This window comes from Ferroplasma sp., from assembly GCF_031200575.1.
GTDB lineage: Archaea > Thermoplasmatota > Thermoplasmata > Thermoplasmatales > Thermoplasmataceae > Ferroplasma.
Genome location: NZ_CP133597.1, coordinates 1,139,147 through 1,158,901, shown reverse-complemented (window position 1 = coordinate 1,158,901; position 19,755 = coordinate 1,139,147). Strand labels below are relative to the sequence as shown.

General features: G+C 34.3%; 23 protein-coding genes and 2 pseudogenes. 10 read left to right on the top strand and 15 right to left on the bottom strand.

The window, feature by feature from the left end; all coding sequences use genetic code 11:
* Positions 1-10 precede the first annotated feature (10 nt).
* From RE471_RS06330 to RE471_RS06300, 7 genes are all read right to left on the bottom strand, one after another.
* Entirely contained in the window at positions 11-1,114 is a 1,104-nt protein-coding gene (locus tag RE471_RS06330) for a DUF1648 domain-containing protein (protein WP_309213970.1), read from the bottom strand.
* Positions 1,115-1,326: 212 nt separating this feature from the next.
* Positions 1,327-2,604 (bottom strand): transposase, encoded by a 1,278-nt coding sequence (locus tag RE471_RS06325; RefSeq protein WP_309213969.1) that lies wholly within the window; start codon positions 2,602-2,604, stop codon positions 1,327-1,329.
* The gene (locus RE471_RS06320; RefSeq protein ID WP_309213968.1) at positions 2,601-3,185 is read right to left on the bottom strand and encodes an IS607 family transposase; all 585 of its coding nucleotides are present in this window, start codon (positions 3,183-3,185) and stop codon (positions 2,601-2,603) included. Before RE471_RS06320 ends, RE471_RS06325 begins: the two co-directional genes overlap by 4 nt.
* A 97-nt stretch (positions 3,186-3,282) precedes the next feature.
* Positions 3,283-3,723, bottom strand: coding sequence for a hypothetical protein (locus tag RE471_RS06315; protein WP_309213967.1), 441 nt, complete (start codon positions 3,721-3,723; stop codon positions 3,283-3,285).
* A 325-nt stretch (positions 3,724-4,048) separates the two neighbouring features.
* A complete protein-coding gene (locus RE471_RS06310) occupies positions 4,049-4,843 on the bottom strand; it encodes an MBL fold metallo-hydrolase (RefSeq protein ID WP_309213966.1) in 795 nt (264 codons plus the stop codon).
* A gap of 398 nt (positions 4,844-5,241) precedes the next feature.
* Positions 5,242-5,448, bottom strand: coding sequence for a hypothetical protein (locus RE471_RS06305; protein WP_309213965.1), 207 nt, complete (start codon positions 5,446-5,448; stop codon positions 5,242-5,244).
* A 59-nt stretch (positions 5,449-5,507) separates the two neighbouring features.
* Positions 5,508-5,756, bottom strand: coding sequence for a hypothetical protein (locus RE471_RS06300; protein ID WP_309213964.1), 249 nt, complete (start codon positions 5,754-5,756; stop codon positions 5,508-5,510).
* Positions 5,757-5,792: 36 nt separating this feature from the next.
* On the opposite strand from RE471_RS06300, the gene RE471_RS06295 reads away from it, so the two are divergent.
* The 4 genes and pseudogenes from RE471_RS06295 to RE471_RS06280 all read left to right on the top strand — a co-directional run bounded on the left by RE471_RS06295 (position 5,793) and on the right by RE471_RS06280 (position 9,969).
* The gene (locus RE471_RS06295; protein ID WP_309213963.1) at positions 5,793-5,939 is read left to right on the top strand and encodes a hypothetical protein; all 147 of its coding nucleotides are present in this window, start codon (positions 5,793-5,795) and stop codon (positions 5,937-5,939) included.
* A 114-nt stretch (positions 5,940-6,053) separates the two neighbouring features.
* Positions 6,054-8,075 (top strand): ABC transporter substrate-binding protein, encoded by a 2,022-nt coding sequence (locus RE471_RS06290; protein ID WP_309213962.1) that lies wholly within the window; start codon positions 6,054-6,056, stop codon positions 8,073-8,075.
* A 279-nt stretch (positions 8,076-8,354) separates the two neighbouring features.
* A pseudogene (locus RE471_RS06285) lies at positions 8,355-8,481 on the top strand (IS256 family transposase); the annotation flags it as partial.
* A gap of 147 nt (positions 8,482-8,628) precedes the next feature.
* Positions 8,629-9,969: an ATP-binding protein gene (locus RE471_RS06280; protein WP_309213961.1), complete on the top strand. Its 1,341-nt coding sequence runs from the start codon at positions 8,629-8,631 to the stop codon at positions 9,967-9,969.
* A 30-nt stretch (positions 9,970-9,999) separates the two neighbouring features.
* Here RE471_RS06280 and RE471_RS06275 read toward each other — a convergent pair whose 3' ends face one another.
* Both RE471_RS06275 and RE471_RS06270 read right to left on the bottom strand, forming a co-directional pair.
* Complete coding sequence (locus tag RE471_RS06275) at positions 10,000-10,605, bottom strand: DUF998 domain-containing protein (protein ID WP_309213960.1); 606 nt, start codon at positions 10,603-10,605, stop codon at positions 10,000-10,002.
* Positions 10,606-10,669: 64 nt separating this feature from the next.
* A complete protein-coding gene (locus tag RE471_RS06270; RefSeq protein ID WP_309213959.1) occupies positions 10,670-11,716 on the bottom strand; it encodes a C4-dicarboxylate ABC transporter in 1,047 nt (348 codons plus the stop codon).
* A gap of 96 nt (positions 11,717-11,812) precedes the next feature.
* Between RE471_RS06270 and RE471_RS06265 the strand changes: the two genes are divergently transcribed.
* From RE471_RS06265 to RE471_RS06255, 3 genes are all read left to right on the top strand, one after another.
* Entirely contained in the window at positions 11,813-12,355 is a 543-nt protein-coding gene (locus RE471_RS06265; RefSeq protein WP_309213958.1) for a helix-turn-helix domain-containing protein, read from the top strand.
* Positions 12,356-12,432: 77 nt separating this feature from the next.
* Entirely contained in the window at positions 12,433-14,079 is a 1,647-nt protein-coding gene (locus RE471_RS06260) for an AMP-binding protein (protein WP_309213957.1), read from the top strand.
* Positions 14,080-14,342: 263 nt separating this feature from the next.
* Positions 14,343-14,951 (top strand): type II toxin-antitoxin system death-on-curing family toxin, encoded by a 609-nt coding sequence (locus RE471_RS06255; RefSeq protein ID WP_309213956.1) that lies wholly within the window; start codon positions 14,343-14,345, stop codon positions 14,949-14,951.
* A 28-nt stretch (positions 14,952-14,979) separates the two neighbouring features.
* On the opposite strand, the gene RE471_RS06250 is transcribed toward RE471_RS06255, so the two are convergent.
* The 3 genes and pseudogenes from RE471_RS06250 to RE471_RS06240 form a co-directional block, all read right to left on the bottom strand.
* The gene (locus RE471_RS06250) at positions 14,980-15,783 is read right to left on the bottom strand and encodes an ABC transporter permease subunit (RefSeq protein WP_309213955.1); all 804 of its coding nucleotides are present in this window, start codon (positions 15,781-15,783) and stop codon (positions 14,980-14,982) included.
* The gene (locus tag RE471_RS06245) at positions 15,783-15,947 is read right to left on the bottom strand and encodes a hypothetical protein (RefSeq protein ID WP_309213954.1); all 165 of its coding nucleotides are present in this window, start codon (positions 15,945-15,947) and stop codon (positions 15,783-15,785) included. Before RE471_RS06245 ends, RE471_RS06250 begins: the two co-directional genes overlap by 1 nt.
* A gap of 14 nt (positions 15,948-15,961) precedes the next feature.
* Positions 15,962-16,399 (bottom strand): annotated as a pseudogene (locus RE471_RS06240) (ATP-binding cassette domain-containing protein); the annotation flags it as partial.
* Positions 16,400-16,467: 68 nt separating this feature from the next.
* Between RE471_RS06240 and RE471_RS06235 the strand changes: the two are divergent.
* From RE471_RS06235 to RE471_RS06225, 3 genes are all read left to right on the top strand, one after another.
* Positions 16,468-17,052 (top strand): IS607 family transposase, encoded by a 585-nt coding sequence (locus RE471_RS06235; protein ID WP_309213953.1) that lies wholly within the window; start codon positions 16,468-16,470, stop codon positions 17,050-17,052.
* A complete protein-coding gene (locus RE471_RS06230) occupies positions 17,049-18,335 on the top strand; it encodes a transposase (RefSeq protein ID WP_309213952.1) in 1,287 nt (428 codons plus the stop codon). Before RE471_RS06235 ends, RE471_RS06230 begins: the two co-directional genes overlap by 4 nt.
* Before the next feature lie 397 nt (positions 18,336-18,732).
* On the top strand, positions 18,733-19,092 hold the full coding sequence (locus RE471_RS06225; RefSeq protein WP_309213951.1) for a transcriptional regulator: 360 nt from the start codon (positions 18,733-18,735) through the stop codon (positions 19,090-19,092).
* Positions 19,093-19,105: 13 nt separating this feature from the next.
* On the opposite strand, the gene RE471_RS09960 is transcribed toward RE471_RS06225, so the two are convergent.
* The 3 genes from RE471_RS09960 to RE471_RS06215 are packed head-to-tail and all read right to left on the bottom strand — an operon-like array spanning position 19,106 to position 19,700.
* Complete coding sequence (locus tag RE471_RS09960) at positions 19,106-19,300, bottom strand: PIN domain-containing protein (RefSeq protein WP_375379271.1); 195 nt, start codon at positions 19,298-19,300, stop codon at positions 19,106-19,108.
* Positions 19,270-19,482, bottom strand: a complete 213-nt coding sequence (locus tag RE471_RS06220) for a hypothetical protein (protein WP_309213950.1) — start codon at positions 19,480-19,482, stop codon at positions 19,270-19,272. Before RE471_RS06220 ends, RE471_RS09960 begins: the two co-directional genes overlap by 31 nt.
* A complete protein-coding gene (locus RE471_RS06215) occupies positions 19,479-19,700 on the bottom strand; it encodes an antitoxin VapB family protein (RefSeq protein ID WP_309213948.1) in 222 nt (73 codons plus the stop codon). Before RE471_RS06215 ends, RE471_RS06220 begins: the two co-directional genes overlap by 4 nt.
* Positions 19,701-19,755: the final 55 nt, after the last annotated feature.

Here is a 19,755-nt window from a genome sequence, read left to right as displayed (position 1 = left end):
AATTTTATTTTCAATGCACAACAAAAATTAAAATTAATATAATTGCTGGAATAGCTATTAATGCTGCCAGTATGGCTATTCCTGCAGGATGCCCCATGTTGAATGTAAATCCCACTCCGAATCTTTTTGGCACAAGAATCCTGCCATCGTTTCTGTTTACGTATATTACACCGCCTTTCCAGTATTTATCATCATCAGCTGTATCCCTTACCGGCTGTTTATTTATCTCAGATGGCACACTGCCCCTGATTCTGACATTGCTACCTACCTGTCCAGTAGCAAAAGAGATAACCATTACCGCTACCACCATTGCCAAAACAGGCGCTATTAGTATAGCTATGTTCAAATTATGAATCAGTTCCCACTCCTCAAAGCTGGAAAGGCCAAATGTAATATTTATAAATACAGGTATTATGGACAGTAAAATTACCATTCTATGCCTGAAGATATTTGTTCTTTCGCCTGCATGTCTAACTGCTGTATCCTCCCTTATAGAAGCCGGGCTGATTGCATAGGCAAGGATAATGATAAATAGAGTGGTAATTGCACCGATTACCGGAACAAGGAATACAGACAGTACTGTTTTGGTGGAGTAAGCGTTTGGCTGTCCATTGGCACCGAAATGTGTAGGAAATACCGATGGTATATGTGGGTAATAGAATATGCCGATAGCGAAGATTATCAGAATTATGAGAATTCCCGGCAATGCATATATAAATGGAAACTTACCTCCCGAAGCGATTACAAACTGGCCTGTTACAACTTCCTTACTGCCCTCAAACCAGTTTTCCTGTTTCTTAATTCTTAGCAATCTATAATGCTCGGCAAAGTACACAGAAAATCCCAGAATAAGAATAATCGGTAACATGGCCACTGTAAAAGCAGTAATGCCATGCAGGGCAACGTCCAGAGAGATCATTACAAGTGTAATTATTATTACCGATACCGCATATACACGCTTTGCCCTCCGGATGACGTCAGAATTTATTTTATCTACTGGTATCCTTATCCCAAAATTTATGGATTTTTCAGTCATATACGGAACAAAAGCTAATGAAAAGCCCACTACAAGCGATACGAATATTTCTATTTCTGCAAATACATTTAGTAACATTTGATACACTATCTCTTATTTTGTTATATATATTATAGAACAATATAATATTTTCTACAGTTATAATAATCTATTTTTAAAGGGACATAAATAATCCACTGTATTATGAGTGAATATATTATCAGGTATCCATGCTCCTAAGATTTATGTTTATACAACTTATAAGATCGTTATCATAGTTTTATTTACCGTTCTTGAAATACTATGCATTATTATGCATTTCTTTCTTGCAGTCGCTGCACATTCTCAACAACTACCTGATCTGGATGGTACAGGTAATCATTCTTCATGGAATGCCAGGAGGCACTGCCACTCACGGCAAACGGGGTGCCGCAAAGATATAATCTCCTGACTGAAATAGATAATGATGACAATCTATCCCTGTTAAAGGCTATACCACAGTTGTTGCATTGAGATATCTTCCAGATTGGGTGCTTTAATTTACCACCACATACAGGATATTCAGAAGAAGTCCCCTCTGGATTTATGTATAATGTTCTATTATTTGATTTATAATCTATAAACCTCTGGAATAATCTGTAAGGCCATCTGTTGATGTCTGTCCTGAACCTTTTTGATTTGTTGTTTTTATTATATGCTGCATTGCTTTTACTATCCTTATTATCCCTATGTTTCTTTTTTCCCTCCTTTTTTATATCTGTTAAATCCTCGAACACAAAGGTCTTTTCACTGTTGTTGTTTACAATTTTAGTGGTAAGCTTCTGCAATTTATCGGTTACAGTGTTCTTCTGCCTGTGTTTGGCATCCTTCAATTTCCTGTTCCTTTTGGCAGGATTCTTAACATGCTTCTGAATCTTTTTTCTCTTTCTTGCATAGTCCCTCTGTGCCCTTGCTATGTCAGATGTATCTATTGTATCAACCTTCACGATTTCATTGCTTTTTATCACTGTATAATCAACAGATTTGAAGTTCAGGTCAAATCCTATTATATTATTATTAATTACAGGCTTGTTTAGGCTTCCTGCCATGAATGTAATGCATACTTTTCTATCTGTCAATAATACCTCTGATAATTTATATTCAGAGTATCCATTGAATTTTTTATTCTTATCAACAATGTGAATGTATTCATACTCATGTGGCTTTACAGTTATTCTTAATTTACCATTCTCTATTTTTATTAGTTCTGAGTCTATCCTCATGGCAAGCTTCCCTGCCTTGATAATCTTCAACTCTCCATCATTGTTCTTTTTATAGGACCTTAATATTGCTATGGCAGTTCTGCACACTGGATTAATATGGTGTTTGGCATAATCAATATTGTTATCATAATATTTCTTTAATGATTTCCTCAGGGTAATAGGGGATGGCAGTTCATTATTGTTGGATTTGGCTATTGAATATGCATTTATTATGGCCTTATTTGTTAGATCCCTCATATCAGCTAAATATTTTAAAATAACAGAATCAGGAGTATAGCCGAATGCTATTGTTCTTTTATCACCATCAGACTTCCATAAATGGCTCATTCCTTCACAGCCTCTAAAATATTCTTCATTTTCTGTGACCTGATACCATATAATCTTGCTGAGAATGATGTTATTATGGATATTAAATCATTAGTTAATTCCTCATTGGCTGATTGTATCTCCTCACCCTCCACCTCTATTATTCTTGTATTATGTATCCTGCATATATCCTCTATTAAATCAAACCCGAATCTTGCCAATCTATCCTTATGTGTAATGTAAATATTGTTTATCTTATTGTCCTCTATCATATTCAATAATTCAATAAATCCCTTCCTGTTAAATTTTAATCCTGACCTTACATCCGAGTATACCAATGCATCAGGATGCAATGATTTTAATCTATTTATCTGATTGTATAAATCATTCTTCTGGCCATTGGATGATACCCTTGCATATATTGCATCTGTTCTGTTGCTCTTTATTCCTAATATCCTGTTTATTTCCTCCTCCGGTACCCTTCTGAAGTTGTTTGAAAGCCTTATGCAGTGTATTTTCCCCTCTCTATCCCATCTTCTTAATGTTGTTGCATCTATCTGCAATATATCGCATGCTTCCCTGATTGTGTATATCTTGCCCATATATATTGCATAATGATGCATAACTATATATAAATATTCCTACTAACAGTTAAAGCCCTTAAATGATCAGCAGTACGGCATATACGAAGGAATATTATCATTCCTTCACAAAGTTCTTAGCATTTTTACGTATATAAACCCCGAGATATATGAATAAACCCATAGATATCAGTACCGATGCGAGTCTGATTATCAGGGCATTCCCGGCTTCCCCTGCATATTTGATTTGAGATTCATAATAAGCTATTTTATTTACATCAATCATTTCATTTCCCATTGTGCCTTTCAACCTTAACAGATAAACCCATGTATATAATATATCTAAGGCAGATGACACAATTAAACCTCCTATGAATGGCAATTTATGACCAATGAGAAATTTATATGATATCAGAATGTAGGAAATAAGAGCAACTATTACCAGAATTGCAATAGAATAAAAATAATAATTAAAGAAATACTGAACAAAATATTTTCCAGATATTTCACTTCCATGTTGATAAATGGCAAGACTTCCAATAAACGATGAAAGTGACATGGCAATATAAACCGAGAAGGCAATAAGACTTAATATAAATAGTATTATTCCAGAATAAACATATCTTTTAATATCTGGATTTATATATTTTCTCTGCAGGATAAAAATTATAATCCCTACAAACCCTATAAATAATCCTAGATCATATTCGGCAGTATTGAAAACGAGCAGAAAGGTAATCGCAAATAAAAAAATGAGAGTGCAATCATATTGCCGGAATGATTTACTATATTTTGTTCTGCTGAACTATTTTCCATATTATCCTAATAGATAAATTTATTAAAATTTATGCTTCAAAATGAATCTAATATTTCAATTATAATATTTAGCTTTTAATATCCATGAACTCCATCTCGGGCTTTTCAGCAGTACCATATACCCTGGCCATGAGGTGTTCTGGATCATGGTTGAATATAATCCTGATATTCTCATTTATTGCTTTTTTGACAAGCTTTTTCTTCATTTTTAGAGATTCAACAGGATAGGAATCTATTGCGGTAACGTAATATGGCTTTATATGGAATGCAGATGGAAAAAGATCCCCGCCGTACATGTATTTTTTAGAATTTATGCTGAATAATGTAACCATATGTCCCTCACTATGGCCACCTGTAATTAATGTACCTATATTCCCATTAATCCTTGTGGAGCCGTTTAATCTGGTAATTTCAGGTGTTATTTTATCCCTAATATAGCTTCCTCTGGTAAACTCATTGGGGTGCCTGTATGCATTTAATTCTTTTTTCTGTACAATAAGGTTTGACTTCCTGAAAAGGCTATTCTTTGAAAATACATGGCCGCAATGATCAAAATGCATATGAGAGACTATAATATCTTCCACCCTTGTGATATGATAGTCATTCTGTAGTGTTTCTTCTATGTCATGATCCTTTACCGGATTGAAAATTTTATTGAATTTATCTGAAAAATTATTGCCTATTCCCGCATCCAGGATTATATGCCTGTTATTTATATTCAACATGGGCACATTGGTTGTTATCCTGATTTTATTATCCCTATCCCTGAAATGCCTGGACCATATGGCCCTGGGCACTATACCAAAATAGGCTCCTGCATCCAGTTCATATGACCCGTCATTTAAAAAAATCAATTCCTCCATTTTTAAACATAGACATTTAAAATATTAATGTTTTGAAAATTTTTAGACATTAGCATTATTTATTTTGCCAGAAGTTCTGTTGCATAAGATATTATGGGGAAATATAAACACTGTTTTAACAATGAAATTGTCATTAAATAACGTTGAAAACAGCATCTTTTAAAACCGGGACCTAATAAAACATGAAGTACGAGAATAGAAACATATTGAATGTAGACAGGCTCGTCGCATGTGTAAATAGCTGATGATGTAATACAGCCCTCTAACATGAAAACATCATGTTATTCTATCTGTTTGCTGCATTAATTGCCATGGCTGAAGCTATCAATGCACATCGAATGCCAGTAATTCATTGCCTCTCCCTACTATTACTCATCCATTGCCGTTCATAATTATATTCAATTTACCCCTGCCCATGGGGATGATAAAGTCCATGAGAGTAATCCATCCAGATCCTGCTGTCCTTCTAATAAGATTAAGAAGAACCCACGTATTATTACATCAGCACTGAAATGTAGAAGAGAAAATGCCTTAAGCCCATATGAGGTGAATGTGTCTTCTCCTTTACATCCTTCTTCTCCAGGCAGCAGTTCTCTATTCCCCAACTCTCACGATATATCTCTGCTATTTCCCTTACATTGCCTTCATTTACATCTATGTTTATTTAAAGGGAGAAGTTATGCCTCTTCCTGTCAGGATAATATATTATATGAACAAATTCTGTTTCTGCTGATTCCTTTCCGGATGATATTTTATCATTTATAATAAGATATGATATTCCATTATCACAGTGCTCCATCTCCATCTTCCTAAATTTAAGTACCTTTTTGTTATCCTTTGCTGGTATTATGTATTTCAGCTTAAGGGATTCAACCCTTATTATAACTCCTGCATTCATGTAACCAAGATCCATTAAAACTGTATTTATAGCAATTCCAAAGGCTATTGCATGTTTCAGAAGGTAATCAACCTCATTTGCACTATCAATTTCTCACCATTCTTAACAGATTCAAGAGTTGCAAACCTGTATACCAGAGAAGTTCCACTGAACTTATGGAATGGTGCATTGATAAGGTATCTGTTATCAATGCCATAGTAGGGCTAATCATGCTCATCTTATAACAAAAATTATTTATACTATTATATATAATTTAGACAAATTTATTTGTTGTATAGAAATGAATAAATATAACTAAAGATTCTATTTTTAATGAAAAATAGTTTGAAAGTTTTGATAGTAGTTATAGTGGCTATTATTCTGATCGGAACCGCATTTTTGGTGTTATACCATCCTACAGAACAGTTCACTGACACAGCACAGGCAATAGCTCCTGATGAGCTTGATCCTGCAACTGGCTTCTTTATAAGTGATGGTCCCTTATACTCTGCAGTATTCAATACTCTTGTAGAATATAATGGAAGCTCAACTAGCATTGTCCCTGTTTTAGCCAGCAATTATACGGTATTACATCACAATGACAAGAACTATACTTTTAACATAAGGCCATATGCAAACTTCAGCAACGGCCAGCAGTTGAATGCATCCTCAGTATGGTTCTCATTTTACAGAGGAATAATAATGGGCCAGGGCCCTTATGCATCTGATTACTCTGGGATACTGTTCAATGGGACATGCTATGCAAACACAAGCATAGGAATAGCCCTTCCAAATGGAACAATACCTGCACTGGAATCAGCAGGCTATAAAATAACAGGCAATATATCCCAGCAGTACAAGACAGCAGCCATGGACCTTGATAATATACTGTCCCACTTCAATTACAATGCAACTGAAATGAAGGTAATGACATATAAAGGTCAGGCACTTGTTGTTAATTCAAATGACAATGTGTCAATAAACACCATGGTTCCATATGCTTACCTCCTGCAGGATATAGCAGGGTGGTGGGGAGATATAGTGGAACCCAGCTACGTGGATGCACACGGTGGAGTGACATACAATACTCCAAATTCATACCTTGATGCAAACGGTGTCATAGGCTCAGGTCCATACATAATATCAAGCGTGGGAAAAGGTTTCTCAACCATAGTGCTGAAGGCAAACCCCAACTACTGGGTGGATGGCCATAACAGCAGCGTCCCTGCAATAGCACAGCCTGCACACATAAAGACAGTGGTAATAAAGTACGGCTTATCTCATGCTGACAGGCTGGAAGACTTTGACAAGGGAATATCACAGATATCCACAATAGCCCCAACATCATTCAAGCAGATGATAGATGGTTACCACATAGCAGCTGACAGGAACTCGTCTCTTGCCCATGCATATCCGGAGGTAGGTGACTGTGACATATCAATAAATGTAGCTTATCAATATACCAACAACACCCATTTCAGGGAGGCACTTTACGACGCAATGAATTATAATGCTGAACTGAAAATATACGATAACAACTATAATGGTACCGCTGAAGCATACCAGGAACTCGGACCACTATCTCCTGTATACGGACACGCATATTATAACCCAGATAACTTCTCACTTCCAGCTCAGAATTTAACAGCAGCTATACAGAATTTGACCAAAGCAGGACAAGAAATGAACTTCTACGTCAAGCTTCCAAGTGGCAAATATATAGGGAATACAACATCCATTAATTCTCACGCTACCGATCTCTCAAAACATGATTTCGTAATTACTGGTATATCGCCATTAAGCACTGTAAGTACATCAGAGCTTGCCGTTGCTATATCTTCCTTCTCAGATATAGGTCTCAAATTTTCTACAACTGCGGTTACAGGTTCCGTAGTAAGTACTTGGACAACCAACACATCGACACCACAATTTACAATCGATTTGGGATGGGACCCGGATTATCCCGACCCCATAGGTCAGCAGCTTATACCTGTATATGATGTAGCTGAAGGAGGCACATACGGAGGTAATATGGCTTGGGTAGACAATTCGACTCTTCAGAAATACTTCACGAATTTAGATTTTCAGAATAGAAGTACACAGATCCACGAAATGAAAAACATCTCTAAAATTGTATATAATCAGTATGCATACCTATGGCTTCCAATGCCAGATGATGTGTGGTTCGTTGCGCCAGATGTGCATGGGTTTGTATTTAACCCTATAACTTCATCATACTTCTACAATCTGATGACAGTTAGTGGGAAACTTACAAGCTCAGTGGGCTTCATGAGCATATATACATTGGTAGCAAATATAGAAATGGCCATAACTGATATAGCCCCAAAATTATAATTTCTTAAAATATATTTTTTATATTTTTAGATCATTTATTTACCGAATTTAGGCTTTATGGAAAACCCGTGGTATTAATAGATCAGTTGGTATGCACTATTTAATTTAGACGGTTTAAAAGTGGATATATTTCCATATCTTTATATAATACTATAAATTAAAAAATATTCAGCATATAATCCTCCCATACAATGTATATCTAACTCTTTAATTGTAAGATATATTAGCTCTTCCTATATCTATTTAGATGTGTATAAGTTTAAACTATCCATAACCATGAATGGTGAGATAGGCAGGAGCATTAAGGTAATATCATCATTCCGCTGATGAGGACTCTGCAATGAAGGTATTCTATTTGAAGTCAATAGAGTTCAATTCCCGGTATGCATTCACGAAGATGAACTGATACTATAAATGCCATGATGAGATTAAAGAGATGTTCAACAAGAGGTATGCTTTATAAATACATATAATATAGTACACGATCTGTCTTTCATATTTCCGTGTCACATATGACACAATATTTATATAAAATTATGTCTTATATGACACAATGATTACAGATGAAGAGTATATCAGCATTCTATCAAGCCATAATTTCTGGGGGAAAAATATTGATACAGGCATATCAAGAAATTTTTATACTGATAAAATAATTAAATTTTTGAACGGTATAAATATAGTAACAGAAAGTGGTATACGTAGATCGGGGAAATCATTCATATCGATGCAGGCTGCCTTATTATTAATCAAAAATGGCTATGCACCGGAAGATATACTGATTATAAACTTTGATGATGAGAGACTTGAAAATGATATTAAAACACTTGATAACATATACAATGCATACAAAAAATTGATTAAAAAAACTGAGAATAATATCATAATAATAGATGAAGCTCAGGAAGTGCCGGGCTGGGAAAAATTTGTTAGAACATACTCTGAAAAGGCAAAATTTATAATTACCGGTTCATCATCTAAATTATTGAGTTCTGAATTCTCAACACTTCTATCCGGCAGGAATATAAATATAAATGTAACTCCATTATCTTTTATTGAATATCTGCGATTTAATAACATAATAATCAAAGATAGAAAGGATTTAGCTATCAATTTAGAAAATATATTAAAATATTTAGAATTATATATAAAATTTGGCGGGATGCCTGCCCCAACATTGCATAAAGATATACACCAGGAATTGATCAAAAGCTATTTTGATACAATCATATTAAAAGATATAATGGATAGATATAAAATAAGGGAAGGTGATAAGTTAAAGTTTTTAATTAAATATTATTTAACCAATATTTCGTCACTAATAACGTTTAATAATATATATAAATCAGTGAAAGACATATTACTATTGCCTGTGAAATCTATTCAGAGATACAGTGAATATATAGAAACATCCGGTCTGATATTTTTTACGAAGAAATTTTCGTACTCTCTAAAGGAACAGGAGAATAGTCCAAAGAAAGTTTATTCCATTGATAACTCGTTTTCATATTATTTTGGATATAATTTTATGGAAAATAAAGGCAGATTTATAGAGAACACTGTTGCACAGGAATTTATGAGATTGAAAAATATTATTCCCTTATTAGAAATATATTATTACAGAGAAAAAGGCTATGAAATAGACTTTATAATAAAAATAAAAAATACCATAACTCCTGTACAGGTCAGTTATCTGATAAATGAAAATAATATGAAAAGAGAAGTTAAGGGTCTAATAGATTTTTCAAAGAAATTCAATGCCAGATCCGGAATTATTGTAAATTCAAATATTGTTGAGGAAAAATCTTACGATGGAATTAAAGTCAAGTTTGTTAAATTACATGACTGGCTTATAAATTCAAAGGAATACTTAGAATATTATGAAGAAAATTAAAATATTCTCTCTTCTGTTCTTTTATCCATGTTAACTTTTCCTGGTTATAAAGTAATCCAGCCGGTTTCTGAATGAAAATATATGAAAAATAACAACAAGTTCTATAACTGCAATACCGAATATTTCATCCTCTGCAACTGATTGCCAAGGAATTATGGCATATAAAATCCAGGAAATCATTATGGATAATGTAATGGGAATTCCATATTTCATTTTATTAATTATAAGCGATATTCCTACAGTAATATAAGAAATACTTGCTAGAATAAAAAACCATATTGATACAAAATCATGGGGATATGTGCCTTCATGATATATCCCTATAAGGGCAAGAAATAATGCCGATATTATAAAAAATGAAATACCAGCATTCTCCACTTTCTGTTTGCTTTTTGAAAGAAACAGTGATGCAAGTACTGCTATAAAAATAGCCTCTATCATTAACCCAACATTATAGATGTACGGATATAGTGGTGCCGGATGCCCATTCAGAAGCATATTGCCTCCACCCAGATCACTCAAAGCATTTCCAGTAACGCTAAACCAGGGATTGAAAGCAGCCGAAATAATAATAACTATCCAGATGAAGACAAGTGTTATTCCACCGGTAATGTATATATATTTCATATCTGGCATAAATGAATCTAATCATAATGCATATTTATGTTTACCGATAGGAAAAAATCTTTATAAAAATTATTTATTGGGATGGCCTGGGTTTTATATTTCTATCCATCCTGTGGACGAATATATAAGTATTCAGCAGTGCGTAGAGCCACAGCAAAATCAGGACAATCCATATAAACAGGAATATATCGCCCAAAAAAGCAATCCTCGTAACCGCCTCGAGCTTTATGGTTGATGTGGCGAATAGGCCCAGGGGAAAACCGTAAGCCCATACTGATAAATAACCGAATGTTTCCTTCCTGAACATTATAATAAACATTACCAGGAAATTCCAGACTTCGAATCCCCAGAGCAGGATAGAAATGAACTCTACTGTACCTATGTTCAGGGTCATATGCCCTATAACTGGCCCGAATGATGTGATTGAAAGGAGATTGATTATTATCAGGCTGGACACACCCACAGGCAGCATTGCTGTGGGAAGTGTTGAACCGGATTTATTGGACACATGCCCGGATAGAGCAACAGAACCTATGAATATGTACAGGAAGAAGAATATGCCGAGACCCATTAAAACAAGAAAGTATATTGTTTGTGCAGTATTTCCATGGTAATATCCTATTAAAGGTGTTGCAAGAAATATGCTTGTGCCTATTGATAGCGGCGGTATTATTATTGCATAGTTGATTTCATCCTTAGTGATTTCCTTGGTATAAAGCCTGTAACCCAGAAGGATTCCCAGTATCAGTGCAAGGAAATAGCTAAAGAAATAGTTGTATAAAGATAGTGTAGCCATCAGGCTGCTGATTCCGTAAAGATCTATAAGTATATGATTGATAACAAAGGAAATTATCGGTATTAATGCAATAAAGCTTAATCTGGTAAGGCTGTTCCAGTGGCTCCATTTTCCGTCATGTATGGTAAGTCCACGGATAGACCATAAAATAAATATGACCACAAATATTATTATCCCGAGACCAAAGAATACCTCCCCTGTATATTTCAATGTGAGATTATCGAGATACCTGGATACCAGGAAAAATACCTGTGCCACTGCAAGCGTGGCTATGGCCATGCCAAACCATTCTGAACCGAAAGCGTATAGTAACTTATTTTTCATTTACCATCATCCTATATTGACCGTATAGTCAATTATTATATAAAGATTCTGACCAGATAGTCAAATAATTAATATATCAATTTACAATAATACATTATGAAAATAGATAAAAAGGAAAAAATCCTGAATGCCGCAATAAAGGTCTTTTCCCTAAAGGGCTATGACCTTGCTACTATGGATGAAATTGCACTGGAAGCAAACGTCAGCAAAGGGCTTATTTTCTTTTATTATGAAAACAAGGAGAATCTTATAATAGCATCAGCACTCAAATCAGTACCTATTGAGGTAATGAATTATATAGATGATACACCGTATCTTGATGGTAATGGCATCCTTCATGACCTTGGCATAAAATTTCTTGATTATTACAAATGCCCTGATGTACGGAATTTGTTTCTTTATACAATCAGCAACAAGAATAAGTATCCTGCCCTGAAGGATAAATTGAAGGATCTCTGTTTCACGAGCTTTGACAACATATTTAATCGTGTGGAAAATATGGCAGATATGAAACTTTCATTAGCCAAAAAAAGATCGTTCTTCGGTTCATTATTGTGCTATCTTATCTGGTGGGATGAGAATGACCAATCCATAGAAGAATACACAACGGATCTGGTTCGAGATTTTCTTTCCTATTAACGGAAACATTTACGTTCACATAAAAAAGTTTATGGATAGTTTAAGTATATTTTTTTATGTTTCCTCCAGATCCTAAAATGAAAGAAGGTTTCTATGATGAAGACATATACAAGCAGGCTTTAAAGTTATATCCATCTATTGTAGATTTGATAAAAAGCAAAGCAGCTGAAAATCAGGATCGTACATGGATCATATTCAATAACAAAGAGTATTCTTATAAAGAATCAGATAATATCAGTTCGAGAATTGCATCAGGACTTATTGGTATGGGTGCAAAACATGGAGATAGAATAGCAATATATGCATTAAATTCTCCTGAATGGATGTTTTCATATTTCGGCATACTTAAGGCAGGTTGCATTCCTGTTACTGTAAATACCGGGTTTATAAAAGATCCACTGGTATATAACATTAGTATGCCTGAATCGAGATTTCTGTTTATCGATAGGAGGTTAATAGACAATTATTCGACAGTTAAGGAAAGTTTGGAATCAGTAGAAAAAGTTATTTTAATTGGTGATAACAAAGATCTGAAAGTCGATTTTAAGGATATAGAAACTTTCGATAATTTAATTAGAAATCCCGGGAACTACCACGTTGTTGAATTGAAAGGCTATGATCCTGCAGCAATGATACTTACATCGGGAACAACGGGGCAATCAAAGGTTGTGGTTGAAAGCAATGCCCAGTTTATTGTGACTGCACTTGATATGATTGATGCCGGTGGAGTTTCATCAGATAGTGTTATTTATGTCTATTTGCCCTTATTCCATATTATGGCACTGGATCTTGCTGCCATATCATCTATGATGGCAAATGCAACTATGGTAATGGTTGAAAAATTTGATCCTACAAACTTCTGGAAGGACATTAAAAAGTACAATGTCACCCATTTTCATGCCGTGGGTCCCATATTTGAAATGCTGATTAAGCAAAAGGAATCAATGGAAGAGAAAGAACATGAAAATATCATTGCTATAGCATATTCTTCCAGAGAAATATGGGAGATGGCAGAGAAGAGATTTAATATTCATATTACCGGGGGTTACGGTGGAACAGAGGCCGGTATACCGGTAACATCTCCCTATAGCGATGTGGTCAAGGGAATTAATCCTCCTGGAAGCTGTGGGCTACCGACTCCACCATTTCAAGTTGAAATTCAGGATTCGTCAGGATTTCCTGTTAAAGCTGGAGACATAGGAGAAATAGTAATAAGGCCGCGCCTGCCATATGTAACATTCCTTGAATATTATAAAATGCCTATGGCTACAGTAAATTCATTCAAAGGTCTATGGTTTCATACCGGGGACTTGGGGAAATATGATAAAAAAGGAAATATATATTTTGTTGACAGAGCAAAAGATTCAATAAGAAGGATGGGAGAAAATATTTCATCTTTTGAAGTAGAACAGATATTATTGAGGATGGCTGAAATTAAGGATGTAGCGGTATATCCTGCAGTTCATGGTCACGATGAAGAAGTTATGGTTGCTGTAGTACCGAAGATTCCGGATTTAAATCCTGAAATAATTATAGATTTTTGTCTGGACAATATGCCCTCATTTTGGACTCCTAATTATATATTATTTATGGATGCGCTTCCCAAAACTCCAACTGGGAGGACTCAAAAATATTTGCTTAAAGAGAATGGAATTACCGAGAATACAGTTAATATGAAAAACTATATTTCTAAAAAATTGAAAGAAAATAAGCATAAAATATAGCTTCACAAGTGTATATGGCTCTACTATAATCCCATATTGATTAAATTTGTCTCCGTATAACTCAAACTCGGAAATACTGCTTCTCTGGCAAAGATATAAATAATATTCTGTGATATTTTTAAAAAATTAGTATGGAGATAATATTGTATGATAGATATGGATAATAAAGAAAATATAAAAAAATTCTATGAATTTGAAATGGAAAATAATCCTGTTTTTAGGCGTGTAATGGAAAGGCTAGCTAAATTATAATTTGATATTTTATGAATTTCCACAGTAAAGATATTATTTTAGCACATGAAATAATTGCCGAATCCAAAGGTATAAAAATACATTATAACAGCAACACATTGAATGGTATAGTCGAATCAATGAATCAAAGTTTCAATGGAAAATATTTGCATCCTGACATATATGAAAAAGCGGCAATCCTGTTCGAACACATAATTAGGTTTCATCCTTTTTTAGATGGGAATAAAAGAACTGCTATGTTCTCATTGAAATTATATTTAAGGTTACAAAACATTATTTTTATCTCTTTTCCGAGCGACGTAAGATTTCTGATATCCGTTGCACAGAATTGTAATTCTGCACCGGAAGATACTACACATTTAATTAGAAACATACAGAGATGGATAAGTTATCATTGTGCTTACATAAATAATGCTGAGGAAATTAACGGATTAATTGACAGAAACATCAAAATATTAGAAAATGTTAGGTATATCTCGATTCAAAGGAATAATCCAGATATCCTTTCACGTTCCATAAACTACTGGCTTGTGGAAGGGGTGTATCCAGATGACAACATTGATTACCATGACTTAATTAAAGAATCATATACATTAAGAAAATCGGTAAATAAAATTTAAAATGTTATTATAAATTTCCTAATAAATTTCAATGGAGCTGCTTTCTGTTGTAAATAAACAGACCCAGAACAAATAATAGAACAATATATATTATCATTGAAATAATGGCGTAATTTGCGTTTAAAAGATTATAATTTTGTGGAACAATTTGAATAAATGAAATATAGGAAAAATACGGGGTATGGCCGATAGTTTTCGTAACCATATTTGCATCTACATATAAGAGGCTGTTTACATTTATTGAATTGAGCTGGAAAATTCCATCAATAACAGGCATGACCAGGAAAAATAGAAACATAGAACCCATAAGAACAAATCTATCCGTTTTTATGAGGCTGCTCAGGAGAAACACAATGGACATGGCACTTAGAACTACTAATACGGATACGAAATAGGCCTTTAATAATGTAACAGGGATAGTTCCGAAGTAATAGTAGGATAACCCTGCTATGAATCCAAACAATGAAGCGGTTGCTATGGATGCCAGTGTTGTTGCAGCCAGATACCTTCCTGTAAATATACTACTTCTTTTAACTGGAAGCGAAAGAATGTATTTTGCGGTATTTGTTGTGAAGTCTTTTGAAATTGCGAAACTTCCCATAAAGGTAACAGTCCAGCAGATAATAAAATATGAAAAACCTCCTAATGTTGCAGAAAACGCTGTGCCCCTGGTCCAGATCGTCTTTACGTGGCCTATCTGCGATATTTTATAGGCTATGAAAGCGAGTATTGCAGCATCTACAACAATCATTTCAAGCATAATTCTTGATCTGGAGGCAAAGTGCATATAGTCCTTATAGAATATTTTTATATGTTGGAATTCCTCTTCCATTAAACATCACCACCCATATACTTGAAAAACGCATTTTCCAGTTCATTGGGACCTATCCTGTCTCCCCCCATCATTTTAATAATTTGAGAGGTCGTATCGTTGGCAATTACCTTACCATGGTTTAATAGAATAACCCTGTCACAGGTTTCACTGACCTCATACATAAGATGTGAACTCATTAAAATGAGTTTGGTTTTTTTAGTTTGTTAAGTATATTCCTGAAGATTTTCGACTCAATAGGGTCAAGTCCATCCGATGGCTCATCAAGGAGAATAATATCACTGTTTCCCATCAAGACTGCAGAAATCATAACCTTTCTTTTATTCCCCTTGGAAAGGTTTCTGATACGCATGTTTAGATTCTCAAGATGAAATATTTCCGTAAATTTACTAATTTGTTCTGCTATCTCTGACTTATTCAGTCCTTTTATTATTCCAACAAAATTAAGAAATTCCTTTATTGAATAATAATTATATGGTTCAGGGTCTTCTATGAGGGATGAAACATTTTTCATAGCTCTTACAGGATCAGTGTGAACATTTATTTTGTCAATAAATATCTCCCCACCTGAGGGAAAAATTAAATTAGTAAACAGCTTTAGTGTTGTAGTTTTCCCGGCACCATTAGGGCTTTAACTATTAGTAGGAATATTTATATATAGTTATGCATCATTATGCAATATATATGGGTAAGATATACACAATCAGGGAAGCATGCGATATATTGCAGATAGATGCAACAACATTAAGAAGATGGGATAGAGAGGGAAAAATACACTGCATAAGGCTTTCAAACAACTTCAGAAGGGTACCGGAGGAGGAAATAAACAGGATATTAGGAATAAAGAGCAACAGAACAGATGCAATATATGCAAGGGTATCATCCAATGGCCAGAAGAATGATTTATACAATCAGATAAATAGATTAAAATCATTGCATCCTGATGCATTGGTATACTCGGATGTACGGTCAGGACTTAAATTTAACAGGAAAGGATTCCTTGAACTATTGTATAAAATAGAGGACAATAAGATAAACAATATTTACATTACACACAGGGACAGGCTGGCAAGGTTTGGGTTTGATTTAATAGAGGATATATGCAGGATACATAATACAAGAATAATAGAGGTAGAGGGAGAAGAGATACAATCAGCCAATGAGGAATTAACCAATGATTTAATATCCATAATAACATCATTCTCAGCAAGATTATATGGTATCAGGTCACAGAAAATGAAGAATATTTTAGAGGCTGTGAAGGAATGAGCCATTTATGGAAGTCTGATGGTGATAAAAGAACAATAGCATTCGGCTATACACCTGATTCTGTTATGCTGAAATATCTATTCGATATGAGAGATCTAACAAATAAGGCCATAATAAATGCATATTCAATAGCCAAATCCAATAATAATGAACTGCCATCCCCTATTACCCTTAGAAAATCATTAAAGAAATATTATGATAACAATATTGATTATGCCAAACACCATATTAATCCAGTGTGCAGGACTGCCATAGCAATATTAAGGTCCTATAAAAAGAACAATAATGGAGAGTTGAAGATTATCAAGGCAGGGAAGCTTGCCATGAGGATAGACTCCGAGCTTGTAAAGATAGAGAATAATAAACTGAGACTAACAGTAAAGCCCCATGAGTATGAATACATTCACATTGTTGATAAGAATAAAAAATACAATGGATACTCTGAATATAAATTATCAGAGGTATTGCTTACAGAAAATAAGGTATGCATTACATTCATGGCAGGAAGCCTAAACAAGCCTGTAATAGAAGACAATATAATAGGATTTGACCTTAACTTCAAGTCGGTTGACTATACCATTATAAAGAACAATGAAATCGTGAAGGTTGATACAATAGATACATCTGGCATAGCAAGGGCACAGAGGGACTATGCAAGAAAGAGAAAAAAGATTCAGAAGCATGTCAAGAATCCTGCCAAAAGGAACAGGAAATTGAAGGATGCAAAACACAGGCAGCATAACACTGTAACCGATAAATTGCAGAAGCTTACCACTAAAATTGTAAAGAATAACAGTGAAAAGACCTTTGTGTTCGAGGATTTAACAGATATAAAAAAGGAGGGGAAGAAGAAACATAATAATAAGGATAGTAAAAGTGGCAATAAAGCCATCAATGGAGGGAATAAATCTCCAAAATCAAAAAGGTTCAGGACAGATATCAACAGATGGCCTTACAGATTATTCCAGAGGCTTATAGATTATAAATCAAATAATAGAACATTATACATAAATCCAGAGGGGACTTCTTCTGAATGTCCTGTATGTGGTGGTAAATTAAAGCACCCAATCTGGAAGATATCTCAATGCAATAACTGTGGTATAGCCTTTAACAGGGATAGATTGTCATCATTATCTATTTCAGTCAGGGGATTGTACCTTTGCGGCACCCCGTTTGCCGTGAGTGGCAGTGCCTCCTGGCATTCAATGAAGAATGATTACCTGTACCATCCAGATCAAGTAATTATTGAGAATGTACAGCGACTGCAAGAAAGAAATGCATAATAATGCATAGTATTTCAAGAACGGATAAGCTGGAGAAATATAACACTGTTTTTAATCTTTCTACTCATAGCAGCAGAATTTCTATCCTCATATATCCCGTATGACTATGGCTCGATTATTGAAATGATTGTCCAGTCTGCTATTTATCTAATTCTGGATTTTATCATTATAAGATCAATAAAATACTCACTGACAGAAATTCCCGGAATTGTTTATGCTGCTGTAATTTCTTTCCTGCTCATAATTATATTACCATTGATTGTTGACTTCACGAATATCTTATCACCGTTTAACAGTGCCTTATTTTATTACGGATCTCTTACATTAATTGTGTTTATCTGGTTGGTAGCTGGTATCAGTATCCTGTACAGTGCGCCCGACTATCTGGTGATCGGCAATGGAGAATAAAAATCAGCAGGGACTACGGGATCTTCTCAAGCAGATATCTGTGGAACTGAGCAATACACCACTAACATCATCTTCCAGGCTTATCATAGTTATGTCACTAGCAATAGGCAGGAGAATGAAACTTTCGGATTTGATGAAGGTAACCGGTTGTGGAAAAGGAAGCATTGAAAACCATATTTTAAAACTTGAGGAAGGCGGTTTTATTAAAACTGAAAAAGTATCATTCTTTAAATCTCCAAGGGTATACGCAGAATTGACAGATAAGGGCAGGAATTTCTACGAAAATTATCTTGAGTTGATAGGCAAATTCCTAAGGGATGCAGAAGGTGGCAAGGATAAAGAGAGGTAGTTTGAAATAGAATCTAAATGGTCAGTACATTAATATTTGAATCATTAATTTTACTAAAATCAGAATCCAGCGTGATAAACTTATTATTGTTCTGTAGCGCTATTCCGGCAATTAAAATATCATTTTCATTAATTAAGTTTCCAGAACTCCGTAACATTTTAAATATTTCCGCAGATCTTAATGCAGAATTCCGGTCAGGGTATAGTATAGTGATATTTTCAATAAATTCTTCCAGTAACCTGTTTTTTTATCTGAATACTTTAACAGTTCATATTCCGAAATATAAGTGATACCGATACCATAGTTGTTTGAATATTCATTCACTGTTTGTATAATATTTTCATTTACTTTCAAGTATTCTATTGCAACGCTCGTATCTATAATAATCACAGAAATCTGCCTTGGTTGTTTTTTCTATCTTCTGATACGCATTCTTCCATCCAGTCCAGTTCTTTTTTTTCATTCTTTAGTATTCCTGCAAATCGTTTTATGTCCTTATTATTGTTTTCAAGTAATCTCAATATTACATCAGAAAATGATTCATCTTTATTCTTAATATTCTTTAATTCAGAATACGCTCTGTTTGACAGAGAGACCATTTTTACCATAATATAGTATACATATACTATATATATGATTTTTGATATTTTATGGTATCATGGA